At 66.5% G+C, this 18,448-nt stretch carries 15 protein-coding genes and 1 tRNA gene; 12 read left to right on the top strand and 4 right to left on the bottom strand.

Going from position 1 to position 18,448, the window contains the following annotated elements:
- Nucleotides 1–12: 12 nt before the first annotated feature.
- The 9 genes from acnB to LRS53_RS04980 all read left to right on the top strand — a co-directional run bounded on the left by acnB (nucleotide 13) and on the right by LRS53_RS04980 (nucleotide 11,447).
- Nucleotides 13–2,613, top strand: a complete 2,601-nt coding sequence (gene acnB / locus LRS53_RS05020; RefSeq protein WP_231355167.1) for a bifunctional aconitate hydratase 2/2-methylisocitrate dehydratase — start codon at nucleotides 13–15, stop codon at nucleotides 2,611–2,613.
- Between the two features lie 156 nt (nucleotides 2,614–2,769).
- A complete protein-coding gene (locus LRS53_RS05015) occupies nucleotides 2,770–2,982 on the top strand; it encodes a hypothetical protein (RefSeq protein ID WP_093251390.1) in 213 nt (70 codons plus the stop codon).
- A 339-nt stretch (nucleotides 2,983–3,321) separates the two neighbouring features.
- Nucleotides 3,322–3,540, top strand: a complete 219-nt coding sequence (locus LRS53_RS05010; RefSeq protein ID WP_231355166.1) for a hypothetical protein — start codon at nucleotides 3,322–3,324, stop codon at nucleotides 3,538–3,540.
- A gap of 142 nt (nucleotides 3,541–3,682) precedes the next feature.
- Nucleotides 3,683–3,772, top strand: a complete 90-nt coding sequence (locus LRS53_RS05005; protein WP_017640468.1) for a potassium-transporting ATPase subunit F — start codon at nucleotides 3,683–3,685, stop codon at nucleotides 3,770–3,772.
- A gap of 9 nt (nucleotides 3,773–3,781) precedes the next feature.
- Nucleotides 3,782–5,479, top strand: a complete 1,698-nt coding sequence (kdpA, locus tag LRS53_RS05000; protein ID WP_231355165.1) for a potassium-transporting ATPase subunit KdpA — start codon at nucleotides 3,782–3,784, stop codon at nucleotides 5,477–5,479.
- 1 nt (nucleotide 5,480) lies between these two features.
- Nucleotides 5,481–7,511 (top strand): potassium-transporting ATPase subunit KdpB, encoded by a 2,031-nt coding sequence (kdpB, locus tag LRS53_RS04995; RefSeq protein ID WP_231355164.1) that lies wholly within the window; start codon nucleotides 5,481–5,483, stop codon nucleotides 7,509–7,511.
- Nucleotides 7,512–7,521: 10 nt separating this feature from the next.
- A complete protein-coding gene (gene kdpC / locus LRS53_RS04990; protein WP_231355163.1) occupies nucleotides 7,522–8,073 on the top strand; it encodes a potassium-transporting ATPase subunit KdpC in 552 nt (183 codons plus the stop codon).
- Entirely contained in the window at nucleotides 8,070–10,697 is a 2,628-nt protein-coding gene (locus LRS53_RS04985) for a sensor histidine kinase (RefSeq protein WP_231355162.1), read from the top strand. Before kdpC ends, LRS53_RS04985 begins: the two co-directional genes overlap by 4 nt.
- Before the next feature lie 60 nt (nucleotides 10,698–10,757).
- Nucleotides 10,758–11,447, top strand: coding sequence for a response regulator (locus LRS53_RS04980; protein WP_064308595.1), 690 nt, complete (start codon nucleotides 10,758–10,760; stop codon nucleotides 11,445–11,447).
- A gap of 301 nt (nucleotides 11,448–11,748) precedes the next feature.
- On the opposite strand, the gene LRS53_RS04975 is transcribed toward LRS53_RS04980, so the two are convergent.
- The 4 genes from LRS53_RS04975 to LRS53_RS04960 form a co-directional block, all read right to left on the bottom strand.
- Nucleotides 11,749–12,123, bottom strand: coding sequence for a histone-like nucleoid-structuring protein, MvaT/MvaU family (locus LRS53_RS04975; RefSeq protein WP_059315025.1), 375 nt, complete (start codon nucleotides 12,121–12,123; stop codon nucleotides 11,749–11,751).
- Between the two features lie 361 nt (nucleotides 12,124–12,484).
- A complete protein-coding gene (locus LRS53_RS04970; protein WP_231355161.1) occupies nucleotides 12,485–13,060 on the bottom strand; it encodes a hypothetical protein in 576 nt (191 codons plus the stop codon).
- Nucleotides 13,061–13,215: 155 nt separating this feature from the next.
- Nucleotides 13,216–13,292, bottom strand: a tRNA-Asp gene (locus tag LRS53_RS04965).
- A 165-nt stretch (nucleotides 13,293–13,457) separates the two neighbouring features.
- Complete coding sequence (locus tag LRS53_RS04960) at nucleotides 13,458–14,405, bottom strand: LysR family transcriptional regulator (protein WP_231355160.1); 948 nt, start codon at nucleotides 14,403–14,405, stop codon at nucleotides 13,458–13,460.
- A gap of 178 nt (nucleotides 14,406–14,583) precedes the next feature.
- On the opposite strand from LRS53_RS04960, the gene LRS53_RS04955 reads away from it, so the two are divergent.
- From LRS53_RS04955 to LRS53_RS04945, 3 genes are read left to right on the top strand one after another with little or no spacing between them, the layout of a single operon-like run.
- Entirely contained in the window at nucleotides 14,584–15,882 is a 1,299-nt protein-coding gene (locus tag LRS53_RS04955) for an MFS transporter (RefSeq protein WP_231355159.1), read from the top strand.
- A gap of 12 nt (nucleotides 15,883–15,894) precedes the next feature.
- Entirely contained in the window at nucleotides 15,895–17,079 is a 1,185-nt protein-coding gene (gene rhmD, locus LRS53_RS04950) for an L-rhamnonate dehydratase (RefSeq protein WP_231355158.1), read from the top strand.
- Between the two features lie 21 nt (nucleotides 17,080–17,100).
- Complete coding sequence (locus tag LRS53_RS04945; protein WP_231355157.1) at nucleotides 17,101–18,435, top strand: MFS transporter; 1,335 nt, start codon at nucleotides 17,101–17,103, stop codon at nucleotides 18,433–18,435.
- Nucleotides 18,436–18,448: the final 13 nt, after the last annotated feature.

Genomic DNA, 18,448 nt, shown 5'->3' with positions numbered 1-18,448 from the left:
GAGGGTCAACCCGTGCTTGAAGCCTATCGTAACCACGTAGAAGAGCGTGCCGCCCAGGGCATCGTGCCCCAGCCGCTGAACGCCGAGCAAACGGCCGGTCTGGTCGAACTGCTGAAGAATCCCCCTGCCGGTGAGGAAGCCTTCCTCGTCGACCTCATTACCAACCGCGTCCCGCCGGGCGTCGACGAAGCTGCCTACGTCAAGGCTGGCTTCCTCTCCGCCGTCGCCAAGGGCGAGGCCCAGTCCCCACTGATCTCCAGGCAGCGTGCCACCGAACTGCTGGGCACCATGCAGGGCGGCTACAACATCGCCACCCTGGTCGAGCTGCTGGACGATGCCGAACTGGCCGCCGTGGCCGCCGAACAACTCAAGCACACCCTGCTGATGTTCGACGCCTTCCACGACGTGGCCGAGAAGGCCAAGGCCGGCAACACCCACGCCAAGGCTGTCCTGCAATCCTGGGCCGAAGGCGAGTGGTACAAGAAGCGTCCGGAAATCGCCGAGAAGTACACCCTGACCGTGTTCAAGGTGCCTGGCGAAACCAACACCGACGACCTCTCCCCCGCGCCCGACGCCTGGTCGCGTCCGGACATCCCGCTGCACGCCCTGGCCATGCTGAAAATGGCTCGCGACGGCATCGTGCCCGAGCAGCAAGGCAGCATCGGTCCGCTGAAGCAGATCGAGGAAGTACGTGCCAAGGGCTTCCCGGTCGCCTACGTCGGTGACGTGGTCGGTACCGGTTCTTCCCGCAAGTCCGCCACCAACTCGGTGCTGTGGTTCTTCGGCGACGACATCCCCTACGTGCCCAACAAGCGCGCAGGCGGCTTCTGCTTCGGTTCCAAGATCGCCCCGATCTTCTACAACACCATGGAAGACGCCGGCGCCCTGCCGATCGAGTTCGACGTGTCCGCCCTGGAAATGGGCGACGTCATCGACGTCTATCCCAAGGCTGGCAAGGTCACCCGCCATGGCAGCGATGAAGTCGTCGCCACCTTCGAACTCAAGACCCCCGTGCTGCTGGACGAAGTCCGCGCCGGCGGCCGTATCCCGCTGATCGTCGGCCGCGGCCTGACCGAGAAGGCGCGCGCCGAACTGGGCATGGGCCCGTCCGACCTGTTCAACAAGCCGGACCAGCCCGCCGAAAGCACCAAGGGCTACACCCTGGCGCAGAAGATGGTCGGCAAGGCCTGCGGCGTCGAGGGCGTGCGCCCCGGCACCTACTGCGAGCCGAAGATGACCACCGTCGGTTCCCAGGACACCACTGGCCCGATGACCCGCGACGAGCTGAAGGACCTGGCCTGCCTGGGCTTCTCCGCCGACCTGGTGATGCAGTCCTTCTGCCACACCGCGGCCTACCCCAAGCCCATCGACGTCAAGACCCACCACACCCTGCCGGATTTCATCCGTACCCGTGGCGGCGTCTCCCTGCGTCCTGGCGACGGCATCATCCACAGCTGGCTGAACCGCATGCTGCTGCCCGACACTGTCGGCACCGGTGGCGATTCCCACACCCGCTTCCCCATCGGCATCTCCTTCCCGGCCGGTTCGGGCCTGGTGGCCTTCGCCGCCGCGACGGGCGTGATGCCGCTGGACATGCCCGAGTCGGTACTGGTGCGCTTCAAGGGCAAGATGCAACCCGGGATCACCCTGCGTGACCTGGTGCATGCCATCCCCTACTACGCCATCCAGAAGGGCCTGCTGACCGTCGAGAAGAAGGGCAAGAAGAACATCTTCTCCGGCCGCATCCTCGAGATCGAAGGCCTGGAAGACCTGACCGTGGAGCAGGCGTTCGAGCTGTCCGATGCCTCCGCCGAGCGTTCCGCCGCCGGCTGCACCATCAAGCTGTCGCCCGAGTCCATCACCGAGTACCTGCAGTCCAACATCACCCTGCTGCGCTGGATGATCGAGGAAGGCTACGGTGACCCGCGCACCCTGGAGCGCCGTGCGCGCGCCATGGAAGCCTGGATCGCCAACCCGGAACTGCTCGCCGCCGATGCCGACGCCGAATACAGCGAAGTCATCGAGATCGATCTGTCCGAGGTCAACGAGCCGGTGCTGTGCGCCCCGAACGATCCGGACGACGCCCGCCTGCTGTCCCAGGTGGCCGGCGACAAGATCGACGAGGTGTTCATCGGTTCCTGCATGACCAACATCGGTCACTTCCGCGCCGCCGGCAAGCTGCTGGACAAGGTCAAGGGTTCGATCCCGACCCGTCTGTGGCTGTCGCCGCCGACCAAGATGGACCAGCACCAGCTGACCGAGGAAGGCTACTACGGCATCTACGGCAAGGCCGGCGCGCGCATGGAAATGCCGGGCTGCTCACTGTGCATGGGCAACCAGGCCCGCGTGGCCGCCAACGCCACCGTGGTGTCCACCTCCACCCGTAACTTCCCCAACCGCCTGGGCGACGGCGCCAACGTCTACCTGGCGTCGGCGGAACTGGCCGCGGTGGCCTCGATCCTGGGCAAGCTGCCCACCGTCGAGGAATACATGGAATACGCGAAGAGCATCGACAGCATGGCCGCGGACGTCTACCGCTACCTGAGCTTCGATCAGATCGCCGAATTCCGTGAAAGCGCGGAAAAGGCCCGTATCGCCGCCGTCGAAGTCTGACGTTAGCGTTAGGTACTGAAAAACCGCCCTTCGGGGCGGTTTTTTATTGCGCCGCGATCCTGGCTGTCCAGGACAGCTGCCTCCCCTTGAACCGGTCTTAAGCGGCGGTTAACCCAGACGCCCTACCCTCAGATTTCCTTCTACCGAGATCACTCCATGAAACGTCTTGTCATCGTGAGCCTATCCACCCTGCTGCTCGGTCTCAGCCAGACGACGATGGCAGCGGGTTGTATCAAGGGCGCCGTGGTTGGCGGCGTGGCGGGACATGTGGCTGGTCACCACGCCATCGCCGGCGCAGTCGCCGGCTGTGTCATCGGCCATCACCTGGCGGCGAAGGCCAAGGAAGAGCAGCAGCACGGTCATTCCTGAATGCGATAAGGCGCTTTCCAGCGGTGGACATGAGTCGCTATCAACATCGCGACTATTCACCGAAGCAGCCATTCGCACAGCGCCTGAGACGGCTTTAGCGCAGACTCTTCACGCTCTCCCCAAGCCCAGTCCGTATCGCGGCCATGGGCCGCTCCTACATTCATAACTGAGGCTGTAGGAGCGGCCCATGGCCGCGATATCGATAGTCCGCCAACGACCCAGGTGATTAATGGCGTCCAGGGCGACTTGGCGGCCAAGCTGTAGCGCAGGAGAACTGGCGAGGCTCGTCAAGGTCAATTGTTACAGGACATTACTTCGCACCCACGAGAGGTCGCCACCATGAAGCTCCTGCCTACCCTTGCCCTGTCTGCTCTGCTACTCGGCGCCAGCCAAGCCACCTTTGCCGCTGGCTGCGTCAAGGGTGCCGTGGTCGGGGGCGCCGCGGGTCATGTCGCCGGGGGTCACGGCGTCGCCGGTGCCGCCGCGGGCTGCGCCATCGGGCACCACGAGGCCAACAAGAAGGCCAAGGAAGACCAGCAGAACGCACCTAAGCAATAGTCTCCAGGCCCCGCCAGCACTGACGGGCGGGGCCGATTTAACGCTTTCTTTACGCCCCGCCACCGCTCCCCGCCTCGCTTCTTTACACCCCTGCTCACGACAATTTCTCCACGCGGCAATGGCCGTCTCTGGAGAACTCGCGATGACCCCCTGGAATCTTCTGGCCCTGCTCCTGGCACTGGGTCTGTTCGTCTATCTGCTGGCGGCGCTGCTACGCGCCGGCCGATCCTAGGGAGGCGGCATGGACAGCCAAGCCGCGTTCCTGATCCTGGCCTTCCTGGCCCTGACCTTTCTTCCTGCCCCTTTCCTGGGGCGTTACTTCTACCGTGCGTTGGAAGGCGAGCGGACCTGGCTGACCTTTGTCGGCGGCCCGTTGGAGCGCCTGACGCTGAAAGTGGCGGGCTCAGATGGTCGCGGCCAGGACTGGCGCACCTATGCCATCGCCCTGGTGCTGTTCAATGGGCTGGGCATCGGGCTGTTGTTCGCCATCCTCGTACTCCAGGGCGGTCTGCCGTTGAATCCGCAGCATCTGCCCGGGCTGGAATGGACCCTGGCGCTGAACACCGCCATCAGCTTCGTCACCAACACCAACTGGCAGGCCTATAGCGGCGAAGCCTCGCTGAGCTATTTCAGCCAGATGGTCGGCCTGGGCGTGCAGAACTTCGTCAGCGCCGCGGTGGGCGTCGCCGTGCTGGCCGCCCTGGCCCGCGGCATCACCCGCCGCAGCGCCCAGGAGATCGGCAATTTCTGGGTCGACCTGTTCCGCGCCACCTTCTATGTGCTGCTGCCGCTGTGCGCGCCTCTGGCGCTGCTGCTGATCTGGCAGGGCGTGCCCCAGACCTTCGCCGCCTACGTCGATGCCACCACCCTGCAGGGCGCCAGCCAGACCCTGCCGGTGGGTCCGGCCGCTAGCCAGATCGCCATCAAGCAGCTGGGGACCAACGGTGGCGGGTTCTTTGGCGTCAACTCCGCGCATCCCTTCGAGAACCCCACGGCGCTGAGCGATCTGCTGGAGCTGTCGGCCATCCTGATGATTCCGGCGGCCCTGGTGTTCAGCTTCGGTCACTACGTCAAGGATCGGCGGCAGAGCTGGGCGATCTTCGCCGCCATGTTCGGCCTGCTGGTGGTTGGAGGCGCTGTCGCCATAGTTGCTCAGAACCACGCCAACCCTGCCTTGGCCGGTCTGGCGATCACCCAGGGGGCGTCCCTGGAAGGCCTGGAGACCCGCTTCGGCGGTACGGCGTCAGCGCTCTGGGCAACAGTGACCACCGCCGCCTCCAACGGCTCGGTGAATGCCATGCATGACAGCCTGGCACCCCTGACCGACCTGATCGCCCTGTTCAACATGATGCTTGGCGAGGTGATCTTTGGCGGCGTCGGCGCCGGTCTCTACGGCATGCTGCTCAATGTGCTGATCGCCGTCTTCATCGCCGGCCTGATGGTGGGCCGTACCCCGGAATATCTGGGCAAGAAGCTGGAAGCTCCCGAGGTACGGCTGCTGGTGGCGACCCTGCTGGTGATGCCGCTGGGCGTGCTGGTGCTGGGCGCCATCGCCGCCAGCGTTCCGGCCGGCGTGGCCGGGATCGGCGCCACGGGTCCCCATGGCTTCAGCCAGCTGCTCTATGCCTACACCTCGGCCACGGCCAACAACGGCTCGGCCTTTGGTGGCTTCGGCGCCAATACGCCCTTCCACAACCTGATGCTGAGCCTGGCGCTGCTGATCGGTCGCTTCGGCTACATCCTGCCGGTCCTGGCCATTGCCGGCAGCCTGGCGGCCAAGCGTGCCGTCCCGCTCGGCCCCAACAGCTTCCCCACCCACGGCCCGCTGTTCGTCACCCTGCTGGTGATCACCCTGCTGCTGGTGGGTGGCCTGACCTTCCTGCCGACGCTCGCCCTGGGGCCGATCGCCGACCATCTGCAACTGTTCGGAGTCCGCTGAAATGGATGCCCAGACCCACACCCTGCCCACTCCTACCCCTGGCACCCTGTGGCGCCAGGCGCTGCGGCAGGCCTTCGTCAAGCTTGACCCGCGCCAGCAGATCCGCTCGCCGGTGATGTTCGTGGTGGAGCTCACCGCGCTGTTCTCCACCCTGCTGTGCCTGGCGCCGAACAATGGCGTGAGCGCCGGGGTGGCGGTGCAGATCACCCTCTGGCTATGGTTCACCCTGCTGTTCGCCAACTTCGCCGAAGCCCTCGCCGAGGGGCGCGGCAAAGCCCGCGCCGACAGCCTCAAGGGCATTGGCCAGAATCTCGCCGCCCGCCTGGAGGAAAACGGCGAGCACCGCATGGTGCCGGCCAGCTCGCTGCGCAAGGGCCAGATCGTGCGGGTGGAAGCCGGCGAGCTGATCCCCGGTGACGGCGAGATCATCGAAGGCGTGGCCGCGGTCAACGAGGCGGCCATCACTGGCGAATCGGCGCCGGTGATCCGCGAATCCGGCGGCGATCGCTCGGCGGTCACCGGCAACACCCGGGTGGTGTCGGACTGGATCCGGGTACGCATCACCGCCAACCCCGGTGAATCGACCCTGGACCGCATGATCGCCCTGGTGGAAGGCGCCAAGCGCCAGAAGACCCCCAACGAGGTCGCCCTGGACATCCTGCTGATCGGCCTGACGCTGATCTTCCTGCTAGTGGTGGTGACCCTGCAGCCCTTCGCCGCCCTGGCCGGTGGCGAGCTGCCGCTGCTTTTTCTGGTGGCGCTGCTGGTAACGCTGATCCCCACCACCATCGGCGGCCTGCTCTCGGCCATTGGCATCGCCGGCATGGATCGCCTGGTGCGGCTGAACGTGATCGCCACTTCGGGGCGCGCCGTGGAAGCCGCCGGTGACGTCCATACCCTGTTGCTGGACAAGACCGGCACCATTACCTTCGGCAATCGCCGCTGCAGTGCCCTGTACGCGGCCCAGGGCATCACTCCCAAGGCCCTGGCCGAAGGCGCCCTCTATGCCTCGCTGGCCGACGAGACCCCGGAAGGCCGCTCGGTGGTGGAATACCTGCGCAATCTGCACCCGCTGGAAGAGCCGCCGCGCGCCCAGGTCGCGCCCATTCCCTTCAGCGCCGAGACGCGCCTATCGGGCATCGACTGGCAAGGCCGCGAGTATCGCAAGGGAGCGGTGGACGCCGTGCTGCTGTTTCTCGGCCAGACCCGCGCCGACTTGCCGGAGGTGCTGGCCCGGGAGATCGAGACCATCGCCAAGAGTGGCGGCACTCCGCTGCTGGTCTGCGGCGAAGGCCGGCTGCTGGGCGCCATCCACCTCAAGGACGTGGTCAAGCCGGGCATCCGCGAGCGTTTCGCCGAGTTGCGTACCCTGGGTATCCGCACCGTGATGGTGACCGGCGACAATCCCCTGACCGCCACCGCCATCGCCGCCGAGGCCGGGGTGGACGACGTCATCGCCGAAGCCACGCCGGAAAAGAAGCTGGAGCGCATCCGCAGCGAACAGGCCGAGGGCAAGCTGGTGGCCATGTGCGGTGACGGCGCCAACGACGCCCCGGCCCTGGCCCAGGCCGATGTCGGCATGGCGATGAACGATGGCACCCAGGCCGCCCGCGAGGCCGCCAACCTGGTGGATCTGGATTCGGACCCCACCAAGCTGCTCGACGTGGTGCAGGTGGGCAAGGAGCTGCTGGTGACCCGCGGTGCCCTGACCACCTTCTCGGTGGCCAACGACGTAGCCAAGTACTTCGCCATCCTGCCCGCGCTGTTCGCCGGCATCTATCCGCAGCTCAACCTGCTCAACGTGATGCACCTGGCCAGTCCGCAGAGCGCCATCCTCTCGGCCATCGTGTTCAACGCCCTGATCATCGTCGCGCTGATTCCCCTGGCGCTGCGCGGGGTACGGGTCAAGGCCGCCAGCGCCGCCGCCCTGTTGCGCCGCAACCTGCTGATCTATGGGCTGGGCGGCATCGTCGTGCCCTTCATCGGCATCAAAGCTATCGACCTGGCGCTCGGCGCCCTGGGTCTGGTCTGAGGAGACCGCCATGCTCATGCAATTGCGTTCCGCCGCGCTGATGCTCCTGCTGCTCAGCGCCCTGACCGGGGGAGCCTACCCGCTGCTGGTGACGGTGCTCGGCCAGGCGCTGTTCGCCGACCAGGCCGGCGGCAGCCTGCTCCAGCGCGCCGACGGCAGCGTGGTCGGCTCACGCCTGATCGCCCAGAAATTCACCGGCCCCGAGTGGTTCCAGCCGCGCCCTTCAGCAGGCGCCTACGCCACCGTCTCCAGCAGCGCCAGCAACCTGGCCCAATCGGCGCCGGGGCTGCGCGAACGGATCGAGAAGGCGCTGCCCGACGTGCAGGTGGCCGGCCAGGGCCCGGTGCCCCAGGAACTGGTGACCACCTCCGCCAGCGGCCTTGATCCGGACCTCACCCCGGCCGGCGCCCGCTATCAGATCGCCCGTATCGCCGCCGCGCGAGGTCTCCCACCGGAGCGTCTGGACGCCCTGGTGAGCGAGCAGACGCACACCTCGCGCTTCGGTCCGCCAACGGTTAATGTCCTGCTTCTCAATCTAGCCCTGGCGGAACTGGCTCCATGACCGACAGCACCGGGCGCGCCGAGGCGCTGCTCGCCGAACACCGCGAAGGCCGTGGACGCCTCAAGGTCTTCCTAGGGGCGGCGCCTGGCGTAGGCAAGACCTACGCCATGCTGCAGGCGGCCCAGACCGCGCTGCGCCAGGGCCGCCGGGTGCGCGCCGGGATCGTCGAAACCCATGGGCGGCGGGAGACCGCTGCCCTCCTCGCCGGCCTGCCGCAGCAGCCGTTGCGGCGAGTCGAGCACCGCGGCCTCAAGCTTACCGAATTGGATCTGGAAGGCCTGCTGGCCGACCCGCCGGAACTGGTGCTGGTCGACGAACTCGCCCATAGCAACGCCCCCGGCAGTCGCCATGCCAAGCGCTGGCAGGACGTCGCGGACCTGCTTGCCGCCGGCATCCACGTCTATACCACCATCAACGTCCAGCACCTAGAAAGTCTCAACGACGAGGTGCGCGACATCACCGGCGTCCAGGTCCGCGAGACGGTGCCGGACCAGGTGCTGCTCGACGCCGATGACCTGGTGCTCATCGACCTGCCACCCCGGGAGTTGCTGGAGCGGCTGCGCGAGGGCAAGGTCTATGTGCCCGAGCAGGCGCGCGCGGCCATCGATGCCTTTTTCAGCCAGACCAATCTGACCGCCCTGCGCGAACTGGCCATGCGCACCGCCGCTGCCCAGGTGGACTCGGCGCTCGCCCTGAGATATCGCCAGCAGGGCCAGGCTGCCCCGCCGCTGCTGGGCCGCCTGATCGTCGGCGCCGGCACCGCGCCTTCGGCGGAACGTCTGGTGCGCCATGCCAGCCGCCTCGCCGACCAGCGCCACCTGCCCTGGACCCTGGTCCATGTCGATACCGGCCAGCCGCTGGACGACACCGCCCGCGCCAACCTCCAGGCCAGCCAGCGCCTGGCCGAACGCCTGGGGGGCGAGGTGCTGACCCTGAGAGACAGCGATCCGGCCCGCGCCCTGGTCCACCATGCCCGCGACCAGCGCGCCAGCGTGCTGCTGATCGGTCGCGGCCGGCCGCGCGGCTTCAGCCTGCGGCGCCGCCTGGCCAGTCGCCTGCTGCGCCTGGCCCAGGGGCTGGAGATCGCCATCCTCGATCTGGATCGCGACGCCCCGCCGGTCGCCCGCCCGCGCCGGGCGATCAGGCCCGGTCCCTATGGCGCCGCCGTCCTGGCGACCGCGGTAGCCGCGGCCATCGCCGAGGGCCTGTCCGGGCTGCTGGAACTGCCCAATATCTCGCTGATCTTTCTGGCCGCCGTGCTGCTGGTGGCGGTACGCAGCAGTCGCGGTCCGGCGCTGTTCTGCGCCCTGCTGGGCTTTCTCGCCTACGATTTCCTGTTCATTCCGCCGGCCTTCTCGCTGACCATCAATCGCGAGCAGGACGTCCTCACCCTGGCCTTCTTCCTGCTGATGGCGCTGCTCACCGGCGACCTGGCCGCCCGTCAGCGACGCCAGCTGCAGGCACTGCGCCGGACCCAGCGCGAGACCCTGGCGCTGCTGGACTTCACCCGCCTGCTGAGCGCTGCCAGCGATCGCCAGGCGGTGGCGAGCGTCACCCTCAAGCAACTGGGCGACGCGACTCGTCACGTCTGCCTGCTGTTGCCGGAGAAGGCGGGGCAGCTGGTGAGCCAACCAGGCGATCTGCACCTGGCCGACAACGAGCGCATCGCCGCCGAATGGGCCTGGAAGCAGGAAAAGCCGGCGGGTCGCGGCACCGACACCCTGCCTTCTGGCGGCTGGTGGTGGTGGCCGCTATTGGGCGAGGGTGGCAGCCTGGCCGTGCTGGGCGTACGGCGTGACGATGCCCAGCCGCTGGATCAGGCCGAGCGCCGCCAGCTGGCCAGCCTGGCGCAACCGCTGGCCCAGGCCCTGGCCCGGGTGCGCCTCAGTGAGGATCTCGAGGCCGCGCGCCTGCACGGCGAGACCGAACAGCTGCGCAGCGCCCTGCTCGCCTCGGTGTCCCACGACCTGCGCACGCCGCTGACGGTGATGCGCGGCTCCATCGACGCCTTGGCGACCCTCGGGGACGCCATTCCCGCCAGCGATCGCCAGGAATTGCTGGAAGCCACCCGCCAGGAGGCCGAACGCCTTGATCGCTATATCCAGAATCTGCTGGACATGACCCGCCTCGGTCACGGCAGTCTGCAGCTGGCCCGGGATTGGGTCGATCCTGGCGACATCCTGGCCAGCGCCCTGCAGCGCCTGCAGCCGCTGCTGACTGAATTGCAGGTAGCCACCCGGATCGAGGCGGGTCTGCCACTGCTCTGGGTGCATCCGGCGCTGATCGAACAGGCGCTGGTCAATGTGCTGGAGAACGCCATCCGCTTTTCCGTACCCGGTGGCCGGCTGGAGATCAGCCTGCTACGCCAGGGAGGTGAACTGCAGATCGCCGTAGCCGACGAAGGCCCTGGCATTCCGCCCGAGGACCGCGCGCGGATCTTCGACATGTTCTATACCGCCGCGCGGGGTGACCGGGGCGGCCAGGGCACCGGCCTGGGCCTGGCGATCTGCCAGGGCATGGTGGGGGCCCATGGCGGGCGGGTCAGCGTGGAAGACGGCCTGGACGGTCGTGGCACCACGCTGCGGATGCACCTGCCGCTACCGGCGGCGCCACCTGCGGAATAAGGCTACGTATCCCTGCAGTACCAGACGCTATGATGATGCCCTCTTGCCTGGAAAGCCCAGATGCCCGCTCACGTCCTCGTCATCGACGACGAACCCCAGATCCGCAAATTCCTGCGCATCAGCCTCGCGGCCCAGGGCTATCAGGTCAGTGAAGCCGCCACCGGCACCGAGGGCCTCGCCCAGGCGGCGCTGGGCCAGCCGGATCTGGTCATCCTCGACCTGGGCCTGCCCGATCGCGACGGCCAGGAGGTGCTGGTCGAATTGCGCGAATGGTCCGCGGTGCCGGTGCTGGTGCTGTCGGTGCGGGCGGACGAGCGCGAGAAGGTGCGCGCCCTGGATGCCGGCGCCAACGACTACGTGACCAAGCCCTTCGGTATCCAGGAATTCCTGGCACGCAGTCGCGCCCTGCTGCGCCAGAGCCCGGCCACGGCGACCCCGCAGATCGCGGCCTTGGACGTGGGTGACTTGAGAGTGGATTTCGCCTATCGCCGGGTCACTCTGGCCGCGAGCGAGATCGCTCTGACGCGCAAGGAATACGCCGTGCTGGCTGCCCTTGCCCACTATCCAGGACGCGTAGTAACTCAGCGCCAGTTGCTGATCGATATCTGGGGCCCGACTCATGCGCAGGACAGTCATTATTTGCGCATCGTGATCGGCCATCTCCGACAGAAGTTGGCAGACGATCCGGTCGCCCCGCGTTATATCGTGACGGAGCCCGGTGTGGGCTATCGCCTGCGTTACGACGGTTAGTCCGCCTAGGCTGGATAGGATTCGTCCATTAAGAAAAGCACCTGCCCGCCCAGTCTTCACCACTTTCCGAAGCGCCTGCAAAAGCGCGGCCGGCATGGCCTTCCAACCCCGGCGTAGAAGCATTGAAGATATGATGAATATGACCGGAATCGGCGACCAAGATGCGCATGGACGACAATCGCCCGATATTGCGGTCTGATGCTGGCGGAATTGCGGAACGTGCTCAGGCGGCTCTAGCGGTAGAAAGATTCCGGTCGGTAGACACGTCTTGCACGGCACCGACCGAAACCCGGGTAACGCCTTACTGCAACCAGCCTTCCACGGTATCGGCGCCGTGTTCGGCTTTCCAGGCCTTGAGCACCTTGTGGTTGCCGCCCTTGGTTTCGATGACCTCGCCGGTCTTGGGGTGCTGATAACGCTTGGTGCTGCGCGGACGACGCTTGCCAGCCGGCTTTTCCGGATGCGGCGTCTGCGCCTTGTGCTTGGGGGCAGCGTTCGGATCCAGAATGCCAATGATATCGCCCAGGTTCATCTGGTATTCGTCCATCAACTCCTGCAGCTTGCTTTCGAATTCGATTTCCTTCTGCAGGGAACTGTCCTGCTTGAGGTCTTCGAGCAATTGCAGCTGAGCACGAAGTTGTTCTTCGGCAGCACGGAATTCGGCGAGACGGGACATGGGCGCTCCTGACAACAACATGAAAAAGGGAATGTAGGATTTCGCCCGCGGGCGAAACTTGAACGCGAAGATAAAGGATTGATGTCCTGGTTGCCAGTGGCAAATAACCTTTTTGAAAAATAGGGGGCATTATGCGCGATGGCAAGTTTGAACGTTAAGAAAAGTTTAAGCCAAGCCCATGAATCGACGCTGTCAGACGCCAATACTCAAGGTTTGCGGTGGATCAGGTAGTGGCAGGCTATAGCGCAAAGAAGACCGACCGATTAAAAGTTTCAATCCCAACTCGCATAATCAATGAGAACTTGGTCGAACCGCGTCAGTTCCTTGGAAAAGGCGTTGGAGAAATGCGCTGGAATGGACCTCAGGCGGACGCGTCCATATCCAGCTGCGCTTCAGGCGCGGGCTGCCAATTGAAGGTATGGGCTATTACCCGCCGGTATTCAGTATCTATGGCCACCGGCGTTCGGCGAATATAGTCCCGCGCGTGAGCCTGGCGCTCAGGATTGAGTTTACGCAGGTAGTCGAGCGCCTCTTCCACGCTGGGCATGCGCTGATTGAGGCCACCGCTGCGCGGCGGCAAAGCGGTCCAGACCACGGCGTCGAGACCCTGCTCGCCTGCCCACGCCGCGATTCGTTGCTGGAATGGCGATTGCGGACCGCTTGGCCAGCTGCCAATGCACGCAGGCTGCTCGACTGGAACGCCTTCGCGCTTGCGCAGGGCTTCGCGGGCCGCTTCCAGGGTGTCGACCGCGAGAAAGGCCCAGAGTACCTGGACCTCGGCCACACCTTCGCAAAGGACCGTGGCCAATTCGCCGCTGTCGCCCTCCCGGGCGAATTCGACGGGCAATAGGGGACCCTCGGCGAACCAGTCCGAGGCGACCGGCAATTCCGCCGCCTTCCAGATCAACGAACCCCAACCCAGACAGGCGATCTTCATGGCCACTCCCGTACACCGACGATAGCCATTGGAGGCTACCGAGGCGTTGGGGTTTCCAGGCAGCAAGACTTGGCGACAAAAGTACCGGACGAAAAAAAGCGGCCACGAGGGCCGCTTCTTTCAATACCCGCGAGGCAGAGCTCATGGGTGGTATATGGCGCAGCGGACGGGACTCGAACCCGCGACCCCCGGCGTGACAGGCCGGTATTCTAACCGACTGAACTACCGCTGCGCATGGAAGCCTTGCGGCATCCGGCTGGCAGTTGCCGAGAACCTGTTCAGCGGGGGTTCTCTGCACCAGCGGCGGCTAAGATACTGATTTATCAGGGAAGAAACAACAGGCGTAGAGAAAATATTTCTCGCCGTGCACCGGCGGCGGTGAAAGCCCGCGTCTCGTTCAGGCCGTGGCGCCAGCGGCCTGCTGCCTGAGCAGGCCGAGAAATCCTTCCAGGGCCGCGCTGGGTACCTGCCCCGTGCGCAGCAGGATACCGAAGGGCGTCAGGGGTTCGGTGATTTCCAGGTCGAACGAGACCATCAGCCCGGTACGCAGGTGATCGCGCACCACCGCCTCGGTTAATACCAGGATGGCGTCGGTGATCTGCACCAGTTGCAGCATGGCGAACACCGAGCCGCATTCGATGACGTCTGCGGGGGGCGGCAGCTGACGGCGGGCGAAAGCCGCTTCCAGCGCCACCCGTGCCGGACTGGCCTCGGGTTGCAGGATCCACGGCCAGTCCGCCACCAGTTCCGCCAGATCGGGCGTGATGCGACCGGTCAGCGGATGTCCGGTACGCACCACCACGGCCAGATGCTCGTTGCCCAGCGGCTCGAAGACGAAACGCCCGCGGTCCGCCGGCTGGGTGAACCGGGCGATGGCCACGTCGATCCGTTCCTGCTCGAGCAATTCGGTGAGCTGATCGCTGGTGTCGCCTAGGATGCGTAGCTGCAGGCCCGGCTGGCGCGCCTTGCTTTCGGCGATGGCCCGCACCACGAGGTCGGGCAAGGCGCCCATGATGGCGCCGATTGCGAGATGCCCGTACCCCCCGGCGCGTCGCGCATTGAGATCTTCGGCGCAACGATCCAGACCGTTGAGGGCGCGCCTGGCGAAGTCGAGGACCTCTTCTCCCAGCGCGGTCGCTTGCAACCCGCGCGCCTGACGCTCGAACAGCACGCAGCCAAAGGCTTCCTCGACGTCCTGCAGCATCCGTGTGGTCGCTGGCTGCGACATGTGCAGGGCTTCCGCGGCGCGGTGCAGATTGCGGGTGCCGGCCAGGGTCACCAGCATCAGCAGGTGCTTGTAGCGCAGCCGACCGAATAGCGCGCGGGCATGGGGGGAGGCATTCATCGGCAGCATCCTGGTAGCGCGAGCGGAGGCGTCCAGCAGGGCTCCCTGGCCCTGGCCAGGCCCCTACCGCGAACCGATACCTTAAGGGTATCGGACCTAAACAAAAAGCGATTATCCAGGCATTGCGACTGCGACTACCTTGAGCCGTGGCCGAATCACAACAACAAGAGAGATCGCCATGCATACCACCCTGTCACCGGGGCTAGTCGCCAAGGTCACCTGGCGCCTGCTGCCCTTCCTGCTGCTGATGTACGTCATGGCCTTTCTCGACCGGGCCAACGTGGGTTTCGCCAAGGTCGCCTTCCAGGCCGATACCGGCATCTCCGACGCGGCCTTCGCCTTTGGCGCCGGGGTTTTCTTCGTCGGCTACGCCTTTCTCGAGATCCCCAGCAACCTGATCATGCACCGCGTCGGTGCCCGGCTGTGGATGTGCCGGATCATGGTCAGCTGGGGGCTGATCTCCGCCGCCATGATGTTCGCTCACACGGCGACGGCCTTCTATGTGCTGCGCTTCCTGCTCGGGGTAGCCGAAGCCGGCTTCTTCCCGGGCGTCATCCTCTACCTCACCTACTGGTTCCCCTCGCGCTACCGCGCCCGGGCACTGGGTTTCTTCTACTTCGGCGCGCCCCTGGCCTTCATCTTCGGCAGTCCGCTGTCGGGCCTGCTGCTGGAGTTCGACGGCCTTGGCGGTCTGCACGGCTGGCAGTGGATGTTCCTGGTCGAAGGGGTGCTGGCCAGCCTGGTGGGTGTCTGGGCCTGGTTCTACCTGGACAACCGACCGCACGACGCCCGCTGGCTGAGCGATGCGGAAAAGCTGACTCTGCAAGAGGCGCTGGATGCCGAGGACGCCGCCAAGCCGCACCACGGCGGGCTGCTGCGCCTGCTCGGGCAGCCGCGCATCCTGCTGCTGTGCAGCATCTACCTGCTGATCCAGGCCAGCGTCTATGGCGTGGTCTTCTACCTGCCGACCCAGGTGGCCGGGCTGCTCGGGCAGAAGGTCGGGTTGCTGGTCGGCCTGGTCTCGGCGATTCCCTGGGTCTGCGCCCTGCTCGCCGCCTGGCTGATCCCCAGCTGGTCGGATCGCACCGGCGAACGCCGTCGCACCGCCGCCGCCACCCTGGCCATCTCCGGTCTCGGCATCGCCGCCTCGGTGACCTTCTCGCCGCTCTATGCGCTGCTCGCCCTGTGCTTCGCCGCCGCCGGCTTCATCGCCGTGCAGCCGCTGTTCTGGACCTTTCCGTCCGACCAGTTGCGCGGCAGCGCCGCCGCGGGCGGCATCGCCCTGATCAATACCTGCGGCGCCATCGGTGGCTTCATCGCACCCCTGGCCAAGCGCTGGGCCGAGGTGACCTTCGCCCACCCTGGCGCCGGCCTCTATCTGCTCGCCGGCACCACCCTGGTCGCCGCCGCCCTGATCCTCGGCCTGCGCCGACGCGACCAGGCCGACCCCCAAGCCCAGCTCACGCCCAGTCATTAAGGAAGCCTCGCCATGACCCTACCCACCATCAAGCAGGTGCGCGCCTACACCCTTCGCGGCGGCGGCGCCGACTACCACGATCAGGGCGACGGCCACTGGATCGACGATCACATCGCCACGCCCATGGCCAAGTACCCGGAATATCGCCAGAGCCGCCGCAGCTTCGGCATCAATGTGCTGGGCACCCTGGTGGTGGAAGTCGAGGCCAGCGACGGCACCGTGGGCTTCGCCGTCACCACCGGCGGGGAGCTGGGCGCCTTCATCGTCGAACGGCACCTGGCGCGCTTCCTGGAGGGCGCCAAGGTCACCGACCTGGAAAAGATCTGGGACCAGATGTACCTCTCGACCCTCTACTACGGGCGCAAAGGCATCGTGCTCAACACCATCTCCGGTGTGGATCTCGCGCTCTGGGACCTGCTCGGCAAGCTGCGCCAGGAACCGGTACACCAGTTGCTCGGCGGCGCCGTGCGCGACGAATTGCAGTTCTATGCCACCGGCGCCCGGCCGGACCTGGCCAAGGAGATGGGTTTCATCGGTGGCAAGCTGCCGCTGCAGCACGGCCCGGCCGAGGGTGAAGAGGGCCTGCGCAAGAATCTCGAGGCCCTGGCGACCATGCGCGAACGGGTCGGCGACGACTTCTGGCTGATGCTCGACTGCTGGATGAGCCTGGACATCAACTACGCCACCCGCCTGGCCCAGGGCGCCCAGCAGTACGGTCTGAAGTGGATCGAAGAGGCGCTACCGCCGGACGACTACTGGGGCTATGCCGAACTCAAACGCAACGTGCCGAAGGGGATGCTGGTCACCACCGGCGAGCACGAGGCCACCCGCTGGGGCTTCCGCCTGCTGCTGGAGATGGGTTGCTGCGACATCCTCCAGCCGGACGTGGGCTGGTGCGGCGGCCTCACCGAGCTGATCCGCATCTCGGCACTGGCCGATGCCCACAACGCCCTGGTGGTGCCCCACGGCTCCTCGGTCTACAGCTACCACTTCGTCATCACCCGCACCAACAGTCCCTTCGCCGAGTTCCTGATGATGGCGCCCAAGGCCGATGAGGTGGTGCCCATGTTCCATCCGCAGTTGCTCGACGAACCCGTTCCGGTGCGGGGCCGCATGCGCGCCTCGGCGCTCGATCGACCCGGCTTCGGCGTGCGCCTCAATCCGGAGTGCGCCCTGGAACGTCCCTATCGCCACTGAGGCCTTGCCCGGGAGGGCTGGATGAAAGCGACCCAAGACACCCTGGCGGCACCGGTGCCGGATGCACGCCCCGCGGCGACGCCGCTGCCACCCAAGAGTGCTCGGCTCAAGCGGGTCCAGGTGATCGCCCTGGCGCTGCTGGTGCTGGCGGGCTTCGTCAACTACCTGGACCGCAGCACCCTGGCCATCGCCAACCAGACCATCAGCGGCGAGCTGGGCTTCACGCCGACCGAGATGGGCCTGCTGCTGTCGGCCTTCGCCTGGGCCTATGCCTTCGCCCAGCTGCCCATCGGCGGCCTGCTGGATCGCTTCGGCGCGCGCCTGACCCTGGGCCTGGGCATCTGCCTCTGGTCCATCGCTCAGGGCGTGCTCGGGCTGCTCAGCAGTCTGCACCTGATGATCCTCGCCCGCGTCGGCCTGGGCATCGGCGAGGCGCCGCAATTCCCGGCCGGCGCCAAGGTGGTCAGCGAGTGGTTCAACGTGCGCGAGCGCGGCCTGCCCTCCGGCATCTTCAACCTCTCCTCCTCTCTGGGGCCGGCGATCTCCCAGCCGATCCTCACCGCCCTGCTGCTGTGGCTTGGCTGGCGGCAGATGTTCATCGCCATGGGCGTGCTGGGCGTCTTGGTGGCGGCGCTCTGGTACCTGAGCTATCGCGATCGGGTCCAGGTAGCGCTGGACGCCGCCGAGCGGGCACACCTGGACGCCGGACTGCCACCCCAGGACGCCGGCCAGCGGCTGACCTTCGCCGACTGGCTGGGGTTGTTCCGCCGCCGCCTGACCTGGGGCGTGGTGATCGGTTACGTGGGCATCATCTACATGCTGTCGCTGTTCCTGACCTGGCTGCCGGCCTACCTGGAGCGGGTTCACCACCTGTCCCTGTCCCAGGCCGGCTGGGTCGCCAGCCTGCCGTTCCTGGCCGGCGCCTGTGGCGTGATCGGTGGTGGCCTGCTGGTGGATCGCCTGACCCGCAGCGGGCGCAGCCTGGCCTTCAGTCGCAAGCTGCCGATCTGCGGCGGTCTGGCCGCGGCCGGGCTATTCGCCCTGTGCAGCGCCGGGGTGACCGGCATCGGCAGCGTCATCCTCTGCTTCAGCCTGGCACTGTTCAGCCTCAACGTGGCGGTGGCCGGCACCTGGTCGCTGGTGAGCGTCGCCGTGCCCTCGCACCAGGTGGCCTCGCTGGCCAGCATCCAGAACTTCGGTGGCTACTTCGGCGGCGCCTTCGCCCCGGTCATCACCGGCATGATCGTCCAGCAGACTGGCTCCTTCGGCCTCGCGCTCGGCATCGCCGCCGCGGTCGCGGTGGCCGGTGCCCTGAGCTATGGGCTGCTGGTGCGCCTGCCAGACACCCCTTCCTGATTCCCCTGGAGAC

This window comes from Pseudomonas sp. PLB05, from assembly GCF_021106615.1.
Taxonomy (GTDB): domain Bacteria; phylum Pseudomonadota; class Gammaproteobacteria; order Pseudomonadales; family Pseudomonadaceae; genus Chryseomonas; species Chryseomonas benzopyrenica.
Note: the sequence above shows the minus strand (reverse complement) of the source record. Positions and strands in the feature narration are given on the sequence as shown.